15 protein-coding genes and 1 tRNA gene are annotated in these 14,798 nt (G+C 32.6%); 9 read left to right on the top strand and 7 right to left on the bottom strand.

The features are described 5' to 3' along the window. Nucleotides 1–102: 102 nt before the first annotated feature. The 5 genes from folP to V1468_RS15715 are packed head-to-tail and all read left to right on the top strand — an operon-like array spanning nt 103 to nt 4,025. The gene (gene folP, locus V1468_RS15735; protein ID WP_331811266.1) at nt 103–930 is read left to right on the top strand and encodes a dihydropteroate synthase; all 828 of its coding nucleotides are present in this window, start codon (nt 103–105) and stop codon (nt 928–930) included. Continuing rightward, on the top strand, nt 931–1,620 hold the full coding sequence (locus tag V1468_RS15730) for a hypothetical protein (protein ID WP_331811166.1): 690 nt from the start codon (nt 931–933) through the stop codon (nt 1,618–1,620). Nucleotides 1,621–1,653: 33 nt separating this feature from the next. Beyond that, entirely contained in the window at nt 1,654–2,436 is a 783-nt protein-coding gene (cdaA, locus tag V1468_RS15725; RefSeq protein WP_331811165.1) for a diadenylate cyclase CdaA, read from the top strand. Next, on the top strand, nt 2,437–3,225 hold the full coding sequence (locus tag V1468_RS15720; RefSeq protein WP_331811164.1) for a DUF3667 domain-containing protein: 789 nt from the start codon (nt 2,437–2,439) through the stop codon (nt 3,223–3,225). Next, complete coding sequence (locus V1468_RS15715) at nt 3,222–4,025, top strand: DUF3667 domain-containing protein (protein WP_331811163.1); 804 nt, start codon at nt 3,222–3,224, stop codon at nt 4,023–4,025. Before V1468_RS15720 ends, V1468_RS15715 begins: the two co-directional genes overlap by 4 nt. A gap of 1 nt (nt 4,026) precedes the next feature. Here the strand turns inward: V1468_RS15715 and V1468_RS15710 are convergent, their stop codons facing one another. Further along, nucleotides 4,027–5,799, bottom strand: coding sequence for an ABC transporter ATP-binding protein (locus tag V1468_RS15710; protein ID WP_331811162.1), 1,773 nt, complete (start codon nt 5,797–5,799; stop codon nt 4,027–4,029). Between the two features lie 31 nt (nt 5,800–5,830). Further along, nucleotides 5,831–6,574 (bottom strand): tRNA pseudouridine(38-40) synthase TruA, encoded by a 744-nt coding sequence (gene truA, locus V1468_RS15705; protein ID WP_331811161.1) that lies wholly within the window; start codon nt 6,572–6,574, stop codon nt 5,831–5,833. 74 nt (nt 6,575–6,648) lie between these two features. Here truA and V1468_RS15700 point away from each other — a divergent pair, with 74 nt between their 5' ends. Then, nucleotides 6,649–7,140, top strand: a complete 492-nt coding sequence (locus tag V1468_RS15700; protein ID WP_331811160.1) for a metallophosphoesterase family protein — start codon at nt 6,649–6,651, stop codon at nt 7,138–7,140. 63 nt (nt 7,141–7,203) lie between these two features. On the opposite strand, the gene V1468_RS15695 is transcribed toward V1468_RS15700, so the two are convergent. Further along, nucleotides 7,204–7,614: a DUF4293 domain-containing protein gene (locus V1468_RS15695; RefSeq protein WP_331811159.1), complete on the bottom strand. Its 411-nt coding sequence runs from the start codon at nt 7,612–7,614 to the stop codon at nt 7,204–7,206. 216 nt (nt 7,615–7,830) lie between these two features. Between V1468_RS15695 and rho the strand changes: the two genes are divergently transcribed. Beyond that, on the top strand, nt 7,831–9,456 hold the full coding sequence (rho, locus tag V1468_RS15690; RefSeq protein WP_331811158.1) for a transcription termination factor Rho: 1,626 nt from the start codon (nt 7,831–7,833) through the stop codon (nt 9,454–9,456). A gap of 151 nt (nt 9,457–9,607) precedes the next feature. Here rho and rpsT read toward each other — a convergent pair whose 3' ends face one another. The 3 genes from rpsT to proS all read right to left on the bottom strand — a co-directional run bounded on the left by rpsT (nt 9,608) and on the right by proS (nt 11,543). Continuing rightward, the gene (gene rpsT, locus V1468_RS15685) at nt 9,608–9,859 is read right to left on the bottom strand and encodes a 30S ribosomal protein S20 (RefSeq protein WP_243471172.1); all 252 of its coding nucleotides are present in this window, start codon (nt 9,857–9,859) and stop codon (nt 9,608–9,610) included. Between the two features lie 24 nt (nt 9,860–9,883). Next, a tRNA-Glu gene (locus tag V1468_RS15680) sits at nt 9,884–9,955 on the bottom strand. Nucleotides 9,956–10,064: 109 nt separating this feature from the next. Further along, entirely contained in the window at nt 10,065–11,543 is a 1,479-nt protein-coding gene (proS, locus tag V1468_RS15675; RefSeq protein ID WP_331811157.1) for a proline--tRNA ligase, read from the bottom strand. Nucleotides 11,544–11,643: 100 nt separating this feature from the next. Here proS and V1468_RS15670 point away from each other — a divergent pair, with 100 nt between their 5' ends. Together V1468_RS15670 and V1468_RS15665 are read left to right on the top strand one after the other, a co-directional pair. Continuing rightward, nucleotides 11,644–12,741, top strand: a complete 1,098-nt coding sequence (locus V1468_RS15670; protein ID WP_331811156.1) for a hypothetical protein — start codon at nt 11,644–11,646, stop codon at nt 12,739–12,741. Nucleotides 12,742–12,785: 44 nt separating this feature from the next. Further along, nucleotides 12,786–14,309 carry an OmpP1/FadL family transporter gene (locus tag V1468_RS15665; protein ID WP_331811155.1) on the top strand — a complete coding sequence of 508 codons (1,524 nt, stop codon included), beginning with the start codon at nt 12,786–12,788 and terminating at the stop codon, nt 14,307–14,309. A gap of 361 nt (nt 14,310–14,670) precedes the next feature. On the opposite strand, the gene V1468_RS15660 is transcribed toward V1468_RS15665, so the two are convergent. After that, the coding region (locus V1468_RS15660) for a T9SS type B sorting domain-containing protein (RefSeq protein WP_331811265.1) at nt 14,671–14,798 on the bottom strand (128 nt) is incomplete at its 5' end.

Below are 14,798 nucleotides of genomic sequence, written 5' to 3'. Positions count from 1 at the left end.
GTTTAAAGTTCAAAGTTCTGTATCCATTCATTTATTTCGGACTTAAAAGTTTATGAATATGTTAACTTTGCCTTTTTTAAAATGAAATTTTACAACTCTAGCATGACCATAAACTGCAAAGGCAAACTCATTGACATCTCTACTCCCAAAGTAATGGGAATCCTTAACGTAACACCAGATTCCTTCTATGATGGTGGACAATACAAAGATGAATCTTCCATTTTAAAACAGGTTGAAACCATGCTGAAGGAAGGTGCTACTTTTATAGATATTGGTGGTTATAGTTCGCGTCCTGGTGCAGATTACGTAAATGAAGCTGAAGAATTAAATCGTGTGGTGCCTGTTGTACAACTTATTCTGAAGCATTATCCTGAAACCCTAATTTCTATTGACACGTTTAGAAGTGAAGTTGCTAAAAAAAGTATTGAAGCTGGCTCGGCAATTATTAATGATATTTCGGCTAGTCATTTAGATAAAAACATGATTACAACCGTTGGACAACTTGGTGTGCCTTACATAATGATGCACATGAAAGGCAATCCTAAAACCATGCAACAGCAAACTGATTATGACGATTTAATTAAAGACATTAACAGCTATTTTGCAGAACGTATTGCAAAGGCGCATGCTGCAAAAATCAACGATATAATTATAGATCCTGGCTTTGGTTTTGCTAAAACAACAGAACAAAATTACGAGCTACTTAACAATATGGAGTTATTGCAAATAGTTGACAAACCTATTTTAGCAGGCGTATCTAGAAAGTCTATGATTTACAAAACACTAAATACAACTTCTGAAAACGCACTTAATGGCACAACCGCTTTGCACATGGTTGCATTGCAAAAAGGAGCAAAAATCTTACGAGTGCATGATGTAAAAGAAGCCGTGGAGTGTGTAACTTTATTTAATCAATTAAAGCAGAAATAAATGAAAAAGCTTTTATACCTCTTATTGGCAACTGCATTTTTAAGCTGCAACAACGAACGTGTACTACAATTACCAGAAATTGAAAGTGCAGAAATTATTGAAGTTTTAGACGTTTCACCGGCCTACATTTTTTATGATGAAACACAACCTGACTCAACGCTCTTTAATAGAAAAAATCTTATAGGCACTACAAATTGGTTGGTTAATGTAGATAAGCGCTTAACGTTAAAACAAGCTATTCCTCATATTCAATATCTACAAGATAAACGTAAAAAAGCTTCTATGCACAAGAATGAAGCCGCAAAGAATTACTTTACTTGTAATGATAAAAGTATTAGGAGTTTAGGATTTTTTGAATTTACAGATGTGAATTATACAACTGATGTAGAATTAGATGAAAATCAGAATACAGGCAATCATCGGACACTTCTAATTCATTTTTTTAATGATGACAATTTTACATTAAATGAGTTTATGGGCGACGAACAAGTAAAGAGCGATAAAGTTAATCTTAAGCAGCATTTTAACTTTAAGTATTTCTTTCCATATAGTAGAACAAATGAAAAAATTTCAGTCATATTATCATTTGATAAGAAAATGAGTTTTCAGAAATATATATCGATTAGAGAAAAAATGAATTACTTCATAAACCGAAAAAATGTAATTGTGAATGAAGAATTCATTTATTAACATAAATTATTAAATTAGCAAAAAGCACTAACCTTGGAAAACCTTCAACTTTGGGAATTTAGATTTATAGACTTTGTAGATGTTTTCCTTGTGGCTATTCTACTCTATTACATCTACAAGCTTGTAAAAGGTACTGTGGCTATCAATATTTTTATTGGTATTCTTATTATTTATTTTGCCTGGCGACTTACAGACTACCTGCAAATGCAGATGCTTTACAGCATTTTTGATGGTTTTATGAAGGTTGGTATTATTGCACTTATTGTAGTTTTTCAGCCCGAAATCCGAAAGTTTTTATTGCTCGTTGGATCAACAAATATTGGTGGTAAAAAGGGAATTTTCAAAAATTTTAAATTCTTAAAAAACGACGACCAAACCTCTACAGATGTCGATGCAATTATAACGGCTTGCAACAAAATGGGAGCTACAAACACTGGAGCATTAATCGTTATTGAACGTAACAACAACCTCGACTTTTTAACTAATACTGGTGATGAGATGAATATTTTAGTATCTCAACCTATTATTGAAAGTATCTTTTTTAAAAACAGTCCGTTGCACGATGGTGCTATTATTATTGATAAAAATGTGGTAAAAGCCACACGTGTTATATTACCAGTTAACAACGAAAAAAACATACCTGAGCGTTTTGGGTTAAGACATAGAGCTGCCATTGGTATCACCGAAAAAACAGATGCACTTGCCATTGCTGTGAGCGAAGAAACAGGGCAAATATCCTATATTAAAAATGGTGAATTTGTGATGTTTAAAGACACAGATGATCTTGTAAAAAAGATTAAAGAAGACTTAAACTAAATGAACTGTAAAAATTGTAATAACGCCCTTAAGGATACTCAGAAGTATTGCGATGAATGCGGTGCAAAGATTATACAGAATCGCTTAACACCTCGAGTAATAGCTGCACAGGTAAACGAACAGTTTTTATCTATTGATAACAAGTTTTTAAAAACATTTATTGATCTTTTTAAAAAACCTGAAGATGTAATTACAGGTTATATAAATGGTACACGAAAAAGATATATTGATGTCTTACAATACTTTGCTGTTTCTTTAACTCTAGCTGGTATACAGGTATTTCTAATGACAACATTTTTTAAAGATGCTTTTGAATTTAGCTCTGAAGTATCAGGAAATGCGCAAAATATAGCCAATCAAGAAAGTAATCCTTTTGGAGGTGTTGTTTATGATATGCTTACCAAATATCAAGGATTAGTTTATATTTTAACTGTACCACTTTCTGCCGTGGGTTCATGGTTGGCTTATTTTATAAATGGAGAGCGAAAATACAACTATACTGAACATCTTATTTTGAACCTCTATTATTCTGCTCAGATAATCATTATCACTGCCGTTTTCAGTATTTTATTTTTATTATTCGGTTTAAACTATTTAATTGTTTCAACAATACTTACACTGCCTATCTTCATTTATTTATTTTATGTACTAAAGCGCGTTTTTAAGGAAAACTTTTTAAATACTTTAGCTAAGTTCATTCTCACTATGTTTATTTATATGTCTTCATTACTAATTTTGATGATACTAATTGCACTTGTATTAGCTGTAATTACAATAGCACAAAAATGAAATGTAAAAATTGCCATACCCAACTTAAAGAAACATACAACTATTGCAACAGCTGCGGTGGCAAAGTAATTAGAAAACGTTTAACCTTAAAGCATCTTTTTGAACATCTAAGCGAAACATTTTTTAATTACGACAATAAGTTATTAAGAACCATTATCTCTCTTTTCACAAAACCAGAAGCCGTAATTTGTAATTATGTAGATGGAGTTAGAAAACGCTATATTAATCCGATTAGTTTTTTGGGTTTATCCTTAACACTTGCTGGACTTTCAGTTTTTTTAATCAAAAAATTTTATCTAGAATATTTTGACTTAAAAGCCTGGATGATGAGTCTCGAAATTTTTTCTAATGAATACTCACAGCGTGCACTTGAAAGCTACTCTACAAGTGATAGCATGGAATATAGTTCCTTTATATTTTCTGCTATAATTCCTGTTTTTGGTATTATTTCTCGTATTGTTTTCTACAACAAAAAATATAATCTTACAGAGCATATTGTTATTTACATATACACGATGTCTTTGTATTCTATAATAAGTATACTTATTGGGCAAGCAATTCTGATTATAGCACCTACATACTATATATCATTTATATTTTTAAGCTATCCCGTAATACTTATTTATCATTGTTATGTATTAAAACGAATCTTTAAATTATCGTTTTCTGAATTACTTCTAAAGACGTTTTTGTTCTTAGTTATTTTCTTGCTTAGCTATATAATTATTGGTGTAATTTCTTTTGTTGTCGGCTTACTTTTAGGCTCATATGACATAAATAGCTTTAAGCCAAAAACATAATTTATATAGCTTCAGCTTTTAAAAACTGTACTTCATAAAGGTTTTTGTAATAACCATCTTTCTTCTTAAGTAAAGATTTGTGTGTTCCCATTTCTACAATCTGTCCTGCATCCATAACAATAATTTTATCTGCTTGTTGAATAGTCGCTAATCTGTGCGCAATAACAATTGAAGTTCTTCCTTTGGTAATTGTATCTGTAGCATCTTGTATTAATTGCTCAGAGTAAGAATCTACAGAGGAAGTCGCTTCGTCCAAAATTAAAATACTCGGATTTGTAACATAAGCTCTTAAAAACGAAATCAGTTGACGCTGACCAGAAGAGAGCATTACACCACGTTCTTTTACATTATAGTGATATCCACCAGGAAGACTTGTTATAAAATCGTGTATACCAATAGCTTTTGCCGCAGTGACAACATCGTCTTCTGTAATATATTCATTATTAAGCGTGATGTTATTGAGAATGGTATCCGCAAATAAAAATACGTCTTGCAATACGATTGCAATCTGATTACGTAACGAACTTAAAGTCATATCCTTTATGTCTGTACCATCAATTCTAATATGACCCGAATTTATTTCATAAAAACGATTCAATAAGTTGATGATTGTAGATTTCCCAGCTCCTGTAGCACCCACTATAGCGACAGTTTCTCCAGCCTCTACATTAAAAGAAATGCCTTTTAAAACTTCTTCATCTTTTACATATGAGAATCTTACATTATCAAACTCTATCTCACCTTTAAAATGATTGGCTTCAATTGTACCAAAATCATCTATATTAGAGGTTGTATCTAATACTCTAAACACACGATCAGCAGCTACCATTCCCATTTGTAGCGTATTAAATTTGTTGGCAATTTGATACAATGGTCTAAAAAGCATTGGTATAAACATTGTAAATGAAATCAAATCACCCAAGGTTGTAGTTGCCCCTTGGTTTATAGCTGTAAACCCACCAACTAAAATCACCAAGGCCATAGTAAGCGAAGACACAAACTCTGCTACTGGAAAGAAAATAGAATTATACCAAACAGTTTTTAACCAGCCTTTTTTATGACGTTCGTTTATTTCTTTAAATTTTTTATATTCGGTTGCTTCTCTTGTGAACAATTGCAAAATTTTCATTCCTGTAACGCGCTCTTGCACAAAAGAATTAAGGTTAGAGACTTCTGTTCGCACATCTTCAAAAGCTCTCTTCATATACTTCTGAAAAATCTTAGTAGCAACTATAATAATTGGCATCGTTGCAAAAACGATCAAACTCAATTTTAAGTTGATAAATGCCATAAAAATCGCCACAACCAACATTTTTAGAATATCACTAAAAATCATGAACAAACCTTGCCCAAAAATATCTGCAATACGCTCCATGTCTGTTACAGCTCTGGTAATAAGGACACCTACAGACGACTTATCAAAATACGTCATTTTAAACTTTAGAATATGCTTAAAAAGTTTAACACGAATATCTTTCACCACTGATTGACCCAACCAGCTTGCATAATATATAAATAGTAGCTGAGACACAACCTCCAAAACAAGAAGCACAAGCATAATGCCCATGTAAAACACAAAACCTCCATACTCTTTATTAGCTATTTTTATGTCTATGGCATCCTTTAAAATCCTTGGTCTTAACGCACCAAAAACAGCCAAACCAATAACGCAAATTAAGGAGATTACAAATACTGTTTTGTAAGGTTTTATATAATGTAGTAATCGCTTAAAAAGCGATGTATCGAATATTTTCTTTTTATTTTTTTCTGCCATCGTAAGCCAAAATTAGCTCTATAAATGCTTATTAAATTTTAATCGTTTCTGGATATTCAATATTTACCAAATATAATCCATGTGCAGGAACTGAAAATCCTGCCTTGCCTCTATCCTTTGATACAATTATTTGGTGTAAATCTTCAGGTTTTAATTTTCCTAAACCAATGTTTATCATAGTACCAACAACAGCTCTAACCATATTTCGTAAAAACCGATTGGCTTTTATGGTGAACAAAAGTTCATCATCATTTTGAGTCCAAAACGCTTCCATAATATTACAATTATAAGTTTTTACATCTGTATTACTCTTAGAAAAGCATTGAAAGTCTTTATACTCAAATAAAATTTTACAAGCTTGGTTCATTGCATCAACATCTAAAGGTAAATGCATTTGATATGAATAATCGTAATCAAATACATTTTTTATTGTTGAAACCTTGTAATGATATGTTCTACTCAAAGCATCAAATCTTGCATGTGCATTAGGTGTAACTCTAAAAATATCATGAATAGCTATATCTTTGGGTAAAAAAGAATTCAACTTATAAGTAAGATCTTTTTCTTTAAAATCTCCATCAAAATTGAAATGAGCATACATTTGCGATGCGTGCACACCTGCATCAGTTCTTCCTGCACCAACGATATTGATAGTTTCTTTTAAAATAGTACTTAACGCTTTTTCTATAACTTCTTGTACCGAAATGGCGTTTGGCTGATTTTGCCAACCATGATAGGCTTTACCATTATATGATAACTCTAAAAAATATCTCAAAAGATTGGCTATTTTTGCTTTTTAAAGTCACAAAGATACATAGAATCGGTAGTTAAAATCACAATATTATCTTAATGCAAAAGATACTGCTCTTATCAGACACACATAGTTACATTGATGACACTATTATTAAATATGTGAAGCAAGCCGATGAAGTTTGGCATGCTGGTGATATCGGAGATTTAAAAGTAACCGATGAAATAAAAAAACATAAGCCTTTAAAAGCCGTTTACGGTAATATTGATGACACAAAAGCAAGAGCCGAATTTCCTTTAAATCTACGTTTTAAATGTGAAGAAATTGATGTTTGGATAACACATATTGGTGGTTATCCTTCAAAATATAACGGTCGGGTTAGAGAAACACTTCAGAATAATCCTCCAGATTTATTTATTTGTGGCCACTCTCATATTTTAAAAGTAATTCCAGATAAAAAATTAAACCTACTACACATGAATCCAGGTGCTATTGGCAAGCATGGATTTCACCATAAAAGAACAATGTTGCGATTTAATATTGATGGTAAACAAATAAAAGATCTCGAAGTTATAGAATTTGAAAGGTAAAAATGAAAAACCCAGACGGCAGCGTCTGGGTTTTTCGCACTAATACTACTAAGATTTTAGGTTCTATCGTAATCTATCTACAGATTTTACAAGATCTTCATCCTTTTTAATAGCCTTGTTTGCCAAGACTAAACACACAATAGAAAAAATAGGAAGAAGAATCCCAATACCTTTCTCAGAAACATTCGTTTCTCCAGATATATTTAGAGATTGATATACAAAGATTCCTAGTAAAATAAAGTTTAATATTATATTAACTCGTCCCATTACAAATTGAGACTTTCTATTTTTAAAACTAAAAATCGAAATTAAAGATAATAAAGCAGATGCTAAAAACAAGCCCAAATACAAATAATTATCTGTTGCAAAAACTTTCACATCTTCAGTGTTAGTCCACAATTGAAACACAAATATTAGTCCAGCAGAAATAACTACAGATAAAAATAAATAAAGTGTTTGTATGCGCTGAATCATATCTTCAATTAAAAATTGCTCGGCAAAATTAGTAGTTTATTTTTTAAAAAGATAGAAATTGTTTTAAAATAAAATTGTATTATTGCAATAGAATGTGGCAACGTACTGAGTTGCATCATTCTATCTTCCAAATTAATTTCACTTTTTTTCTTTTTATTTCATTTAGAAAATATTGAATTAATAATATCAAATTGTAATACATTATATAACATACGAATGTTTGAAATTTCACAGTTAAAAGCTAAAAAGCTTCCTGAATTACAGGATATAGCTAAACAACTAAATGTACCTAAGTATCGCTCACTAAAAAAGCTAGACTTGGTATATCAAATCTTAGATTATCAAGCTGCAAACCCAGAAGCAGTAAAAGCAAAGGTTGAAACAGACTCTAACCAAAAACCAGAGCAAAAACAAAATAAGCCTCAACAAAAAAGAGCTAGAGTACAGAGAAAACCAAAAGAAACTAACGATCAAAAATCTTTGGAGTTTTCAGATAAAAAAGAGGACGCTAAGCCAAAAGAACAAAAATCGAATAAGTCTAACAACGAAAAGCAAAATCAGCAACGTCAAGACAATAAGTCTAACGATCGTAAAGAAGACAATAGACGTTCTAACAACAACAATCAGAAAAACGATAATAGACAAAACCGAAATAACAATAATAACAATCAGAAAAACAATGGTAATAAGGATAACAGAAACCGTTATCGTGAGCCAGATTTTGAGTTTGATGCTATTATTGAAAGTGAAGGAGTCTTAGATATAATGCAAGATGGTTATGGATTCTTAAGATCATCTGACTATAACTACTTAACCTCACCTGACGATATTTATGTATCGCAATCTCAAATACGTTTATTCGGACTTAAAAAAGGTGATACTGTTCTTGGTCATGTAAGACCACCTAAAGAAGGTGAAAAGTATTTCCCTCTTATTAAGGTAAGTAAAATCAATGGTCAGGATCCTAATGTAGTAAGAGATCGTGTTGCTTTTGAACACTTAACTCCTCTTTTCCCTAAAGAGAAATTTAATATTGCAGAAAAACAAAGCACTATTTCTACGAGAATAATGGATTTATTTTCTCCAATAGGAAAAGGGCAACGTGGTATGATTGTATCACAACCTAAAACTGGTAAAACTATGTTACTCAAGGATGTGGCTAATGCAATAGCTGCTAATCATCCTGAAGTATATCAAATGATATTACTTATTGATGAAAGACCTGAGGAAGTAACAGACATGCAACGTAATGTACGTGGTGAAGTTATTGCTTCTACTTTTGATAAGGAAGCTCACGAGCACGTAAAAATTGCAGATATTGTTTTAGAAAAGGCAAAACGATTAGTAGAGTGTGGACATGATGTTGTCATCTTATTAGATTCAATTACACGTTTAGCAAGAGCTTATAATACTGTTCAACCTGCTTCAGGTAAAATCTTATCTGGTGGTGTTGATGCTAATGCATTACATAGACCTAAGCGTTTCTTTGGAGCTGCTCGTAATATTGAAAATGGAGGTTCTTTAACAATCATAGCTACAGCATTAACAGAAACAGGATCTAAAATGGATGAAGTTATCTTTGAAGAATTCAAAGGTACTGGTAATATGGAATTACAGTTAGATCGTAAGATTTCTAACCGTCGTATTTTCCCTGCTATAGATCTTACTTCTTCTAGTACAAGACGAGATGATTTATTATTAGACGATAATACGATTCAAAGAATGTGGGTAATGCGCAAATATCTTGCAGACATGAATCCTGTGGAAGCAATGGAGTTTATAAATGATCGTTTTAAACAAACTAGAAACAATGAAGAATTCCTAATCTCTATGAATGGGTAAGGAAAAAATCAAAGAATTATAATGATGTAAAAAGCCTTGAAATAAAACTTCAGGGCTTTTTTATGTTTAAGCATCAAATGAATAATATAGAAAATAAAAAAAAGGCTTTCGAAACCGAAAGCCTTTTAAATATTCTTAGTAGTTTCCGCAATTATAACGCAGCAACATGTTTAGTCAATTGTGATTTTAAATTACCAGCTTTGTTAGTATGAATAATATTCTTTTTAGCTAGTTTATCAATCATGCTAATAACAGATGGCAACATTGTTTGTGCTTCTTTAGCATCACTAACTTCACGTAACTTTTTAATAGCATTACGAGTAGTCTTGTGCTGATATCTGTTAAGCACTCTTTTCTTTTCGTTACTTCTAATTCTTTTTAAAGCTGACTTATGATTTGCCATTTTATTTTTTCTTATTAAAAATTGTAGCCCGTAGGGGAATCGAACCCCTCTTACCAGGATGAAAACCTGGCGTCCTAGCCGATAGACGAACGGGCCATTTGGTTATTATCATTCTTTAATGAACCTACAATGTTTCCATTGCGGATGCAAAAATACAACTATTTTTAAATGTTGCAACAACAAATTAATTTTTTTTGAAAAAATTTTAATAAGCCTTTGCAAAAAGCACTCGTTGCGTGCTAGGATTACCAGTAAAAACGCACTTTCCAGCTTCTTTTTTATTATCTAAAGGTATACATCTAATAGTGGCTTTTGTTAACTCCTTTATTTTTTGTTCTGTATCTGCTGTACCATCCCAATGTGCAGAAATAAACCCTGTTTTGGTTTCTAATACCTTTTTAAACTCTTCAAAATCATTAACCTCTGTAATATGAGAATCTCTAAAAATTAAAGCTCTATTGAATAAGCTCTCTTGTATTTCCTCAAGTAAATCTTCAACAACCACATTAATTCTATCCAAAATTACTGTCTCTTTAGTAAAAGTATCTCTTCGAGCTAATTCTACAGTTTCATTTTCCAAATCTTTAGGTCCAATAGCAATTCTAAGTGGAACGCCTTGTAATTCATGTTGCGCAAATTTAGCACCAGGACGCAACGTATCTCTACCATCAAATTTAACTCTAATATTTAACTCTCTTAAATCACTAGTAATTTGATCAGCAACTTTCTTTATAGCCTCAAATTGTTCATCATTCTTATAAATAGGAACAATTACTACTTGGTAAGGTGCTAGATTTGGAGGTAACACCAATCCTTTATCATCACTATGTGTCATAATTAAAGCTCCCATTAATCTTGTAGAAACTCCCCACGATGTTGCCCACACATAATCTTGCTTACCTTCTTTATTTGTAAACTTTACATCAAATGCTTCAGCGAAATTTTGTCCTAAAAAATGTGATGTACCAGCTTGTAAAGCTTTTCCGTCTTGCATTAATGCTTCTATACAATAAGTATCTTCAGCACCTGCAAAACGTTCACTCTCTGTTTTTACACCTTGAATAACTGGAATAGCCATAAAATTCTCAGCAAATTGAGCATAGACATTATTCATTTGTACAGTCTCTGCTATTGCTTCTTCTTTTGTTGCATGTGCTGTGTGCCCTTCTTGCCATAAAAACTCAGCTGTTCTAAGGAATAACCTTGTTCTCATCTCCCATCGCACAACATTTGCCCATTGGTTTACTAAAATTGGTAAATCTCTATAACTTTGAATCCATCCTTTATAGGTATTCCAAATTATCGCTTCACTTGTAGGCCTTACAACAAGCTCCTCCTCTAGTTTGGCATTAGGATCTACTCTAAGCTTACCCGGATTATCAGGATCGTTCTGAAGTCTATAATGAGTTACTACAGCACATTCTTTTGCAAAACCCTCTGCATTTTTCTCTTCAGCTTCAAATAAACTTTTTGGAACAAATAAAGGAAAATAAGCATTTTGATGTCCAGTTTCTTTAAACATTCTATCTAATTCTGCCTGCATCCTTTCCCAAATTGCATAACCATAAGGTTTGATAACCATACATCCACGTACGGCAGAATTTTCAGCTAAATCGGCTTTTACAACCAATTCATTATACCATTTTGAATAATCTTCAGCTCTAGTAGTAAGATTTTTACTCATTTTCTGTGTTTTGGCACAAATATTGTGACTATGTTAAATAAAAAAATAGTTGGGCAAAACTAACTATTTTTGCTATGTTCAACAATAAAATATAACAGATATGCAATTTAAAATCATTACTAAGCACAAATTGCCATTTTTTGTTGCACTCGGTTTAATGACCGTGTTAACTTCATGTGGTTCTTTTCAATATGTAGGCTATGATAACGACGGAATTTACTCCTCTGAAGACTATAACACAACAGATGTTGAACAACCTGTAGCTACAACCTCCTCAAATGATTCTGAATACTATAAAAATTATTTTGCTGACACTTCCGCTCAATTAGAAGCGGTTATCGAAGATAATGAGATTTTTACTGATATAGATTCTTATGAAGGGAATTACTTAGAAAAAGCTCAAGATACTATAGAAGAAAGACCTGTTTATGGTGGTTGGGGACAAAATAATGAAAGTATAACTATTAACATTATAGACAATGGTTGGTATGGATGGAATGATCCATGGCTTTGGAACGTTGGTTGGGGTTATGGTTGGAATAACTGGGGTTGGGGACGACCTTGGAGATGGAATTACGGTTGGAATTATGGCTATGGTTGGAACAACTGGGGCTGGAACGCTGGTTGGGGTTATGGCTGGAATAATTGGGGCTGGGGACCTGGATGGGGTTATGGCTGGAACAATTGGGGCTGGAATGGTTACTACAGAGGTAATCGATATGCTTACAATGCAGGAAGAAGAGGTTCAGTAATTAATAATAGCTATTTAAACAGAGCCAGCAGAAGCTCATCGGCATTGTCAAGAAGAAATTATTCTACAAGCAGATTATCTCGCAGCGCAACACGATCAAGCGCAAGCAGATCTAACTCAGCAATACGAACATCGAGAAACGGTACTGTAAGAAACTCTTCTAGCAGTAGAATATCAAGACCAAATACTAATAGATCATCAAGAGCTATAAGATCAACAAGAAGTTCAAGATCTTCTTCTGGCACGATTAGATCAAGCAGGAGTTCAAGATCCTCTTCGGGTACGATTAGGTCTAGTAGAAGTTCGAGATCTTCTTCGGGTTCAGTTAGATCATCTAGAAGCTCTTCTTCAAGATCTTCAGGTAGTGTACGCTCTTCTGGTAGTTCTAGATCTTCTTCAAGTGGATCAAGGTCGGGAGGTAGTAGTAGCAGACGAGGTAGAGGTTAATTAGCAATACTCTCTTATAGCAAAATTCTTTTAAAAAATTACTTATGAAAAAATTACTTATGCTTTGCATAGGCTTAGCAAGCTCAACTTATATTTTAGCCCAAGACGTTACCGATGCAGTTAGATACTCTATGGATGAAATTCAAGGAACAGCTCGTTTTAGATCCATGAGTGGTGCTTTTGGCGCACTAGGCGGAGACATGTCTGCCGTAAATATAAATCCGGCTGGATCTGCAATATTTAATAATAGTCATGCTTCAGTTTCTATTGGTGTTTTCAGTAAAAATGATGATATCAATTATTTTAATGGATTTACAACATCGTCTAATTCAAATTTTGATTTAAATCAACTTGGTGCAACATTAGTTTTTATTAATAGAAATGAAAGTTCACCTTGGAAAAAATTCACATTAAGTGCTGCTTATGATAGATCAGCTGACTTTGATGATGATTGGATGGCTAGAGGTATAAATCCCAATAACTCTATTGGAAGTTACTTTTTGGGATATGCTAATGGAGTCAACGGACAAGGCTTAAGGTTAGACGAAATTTCTGCACTTCCAGGAGAAACAATATCTCAAGCATATTCTGAAATTGGTTCTTTCTATGGGTATGAAAATCAGCAAGCTTTTTTAGGGTATGAGAGTTATATTATTGATCCGGTTGAAGATACAGATGAAAACACAGCCTACACTTCTAACATTAATGGGACTGATTTTGACCAAGAATATTATTATGCTAGTAGAGGCTACAATGGCAAACTAGCTTTCAACTTCGCCACTAGTTATGAAGACAAAATATTTTTAGGCATAAATCTTAATACGCATTTCATTAATTATGAAAGAAGCACATTTTTGAGTGAAATTAATTCTAACGAAAACTCAACTATAACTAGTGTTGATTTCGAAAACAATCTTTTAACTACCGGAAGTGGTTTTTCTTTCCAATTAGGAGGAATTGCTAAGGTTACCGAAGAATTTAGAGTTGGCTTATCATACAACTCACCTACTTGGTATAGAATATCTGAAGAAACATCTCAATATTTAGCAACAGATAGTCCTGAAGGTAGTGCTATTGTAAATCCTAATGTCATAAATATTTTTCCTGAATATAGATTACAAACACCTTCTAAAGTTACAGGAAGCCTAGCTTATGTCTTTGGAAAGCAAGGTTTACTAAGTTTTGATTATTCTATTAAAGATTATAGTGGATCTAAATTCAGACCAACTTCCGATATTGTTTTTTCTGAAATAAACAATAGTATTAGCAATGCTTTAGACACAGCAAATTCGTATAGAGTTGGTGGAGAATATAGATACAAACAATTGAGTTTTAGAGGTGGTTATCGCTTTGAAGAAAGTCCTTATAAAAATGATTCATTCTATGGAGATTTAACTGGCTACTCGTTAGGGCTTGGTTATAACTTTGGGAGTTTTAATCTAGATATGGCTTTTAGCCAAGCTGAAAGAGACACAAATTACCAACTTTACAATGTTGGGCTTACTGATTCAGTAGAGTTTCAATCAAAATTTACAGATGTTATTTTAACTCTAGGATTTAAAATTTAGTCGTACTTCATAAAAGACTAACACTCTTATAGAATAGGAAAACACTCAATAGCTGTTAGCTATTGAGTGTTTTTGTTTATAACAATATTCTTTATTAAATCTATTTGACTGAATACAAAACAAAGTGTATTCAGTTTTAATCTATCTGATAACTCCAAGCTAGACTTTAATCTGCATCCAATCCATTTAAACCCCTAAATCATATCTAAAATGAATCAATACAACCACAAAATATTAAAAACCACAATAACAAGCATTAGTAATAACTAAACATCTATAAACAAATTATTACAACAAAAACTGATGCATATAAAAAAGCCTGAACTTAATGTTCAGGCTTTTCTCTATAATTATCTCATACTTATCGTCGAAGTGTGAAGTGAGCTTTGAACTCTTTAATTTGGTTGGTAAAGGGTTCTTCGTATTCTACTGTAAACCAGTAGTCGCTCGATGGCATATTGTTACCGTTGAACGTTCCGTCCCATCCCT

The sequence above is a fragment of the Winogradskyella poriferorum genome (assembly GCF_036553625.1).
Taxonomy (GTDB): Bacteria; Bacteroidota; Bacteroidia; order Flavobacteriales; family Flavobacteriaceae; genus Winogradskyella; species Winogradskyella poriferorum.
This window is presented reverse-complemented; position numbering and strand designations above follow the sequence as displayed.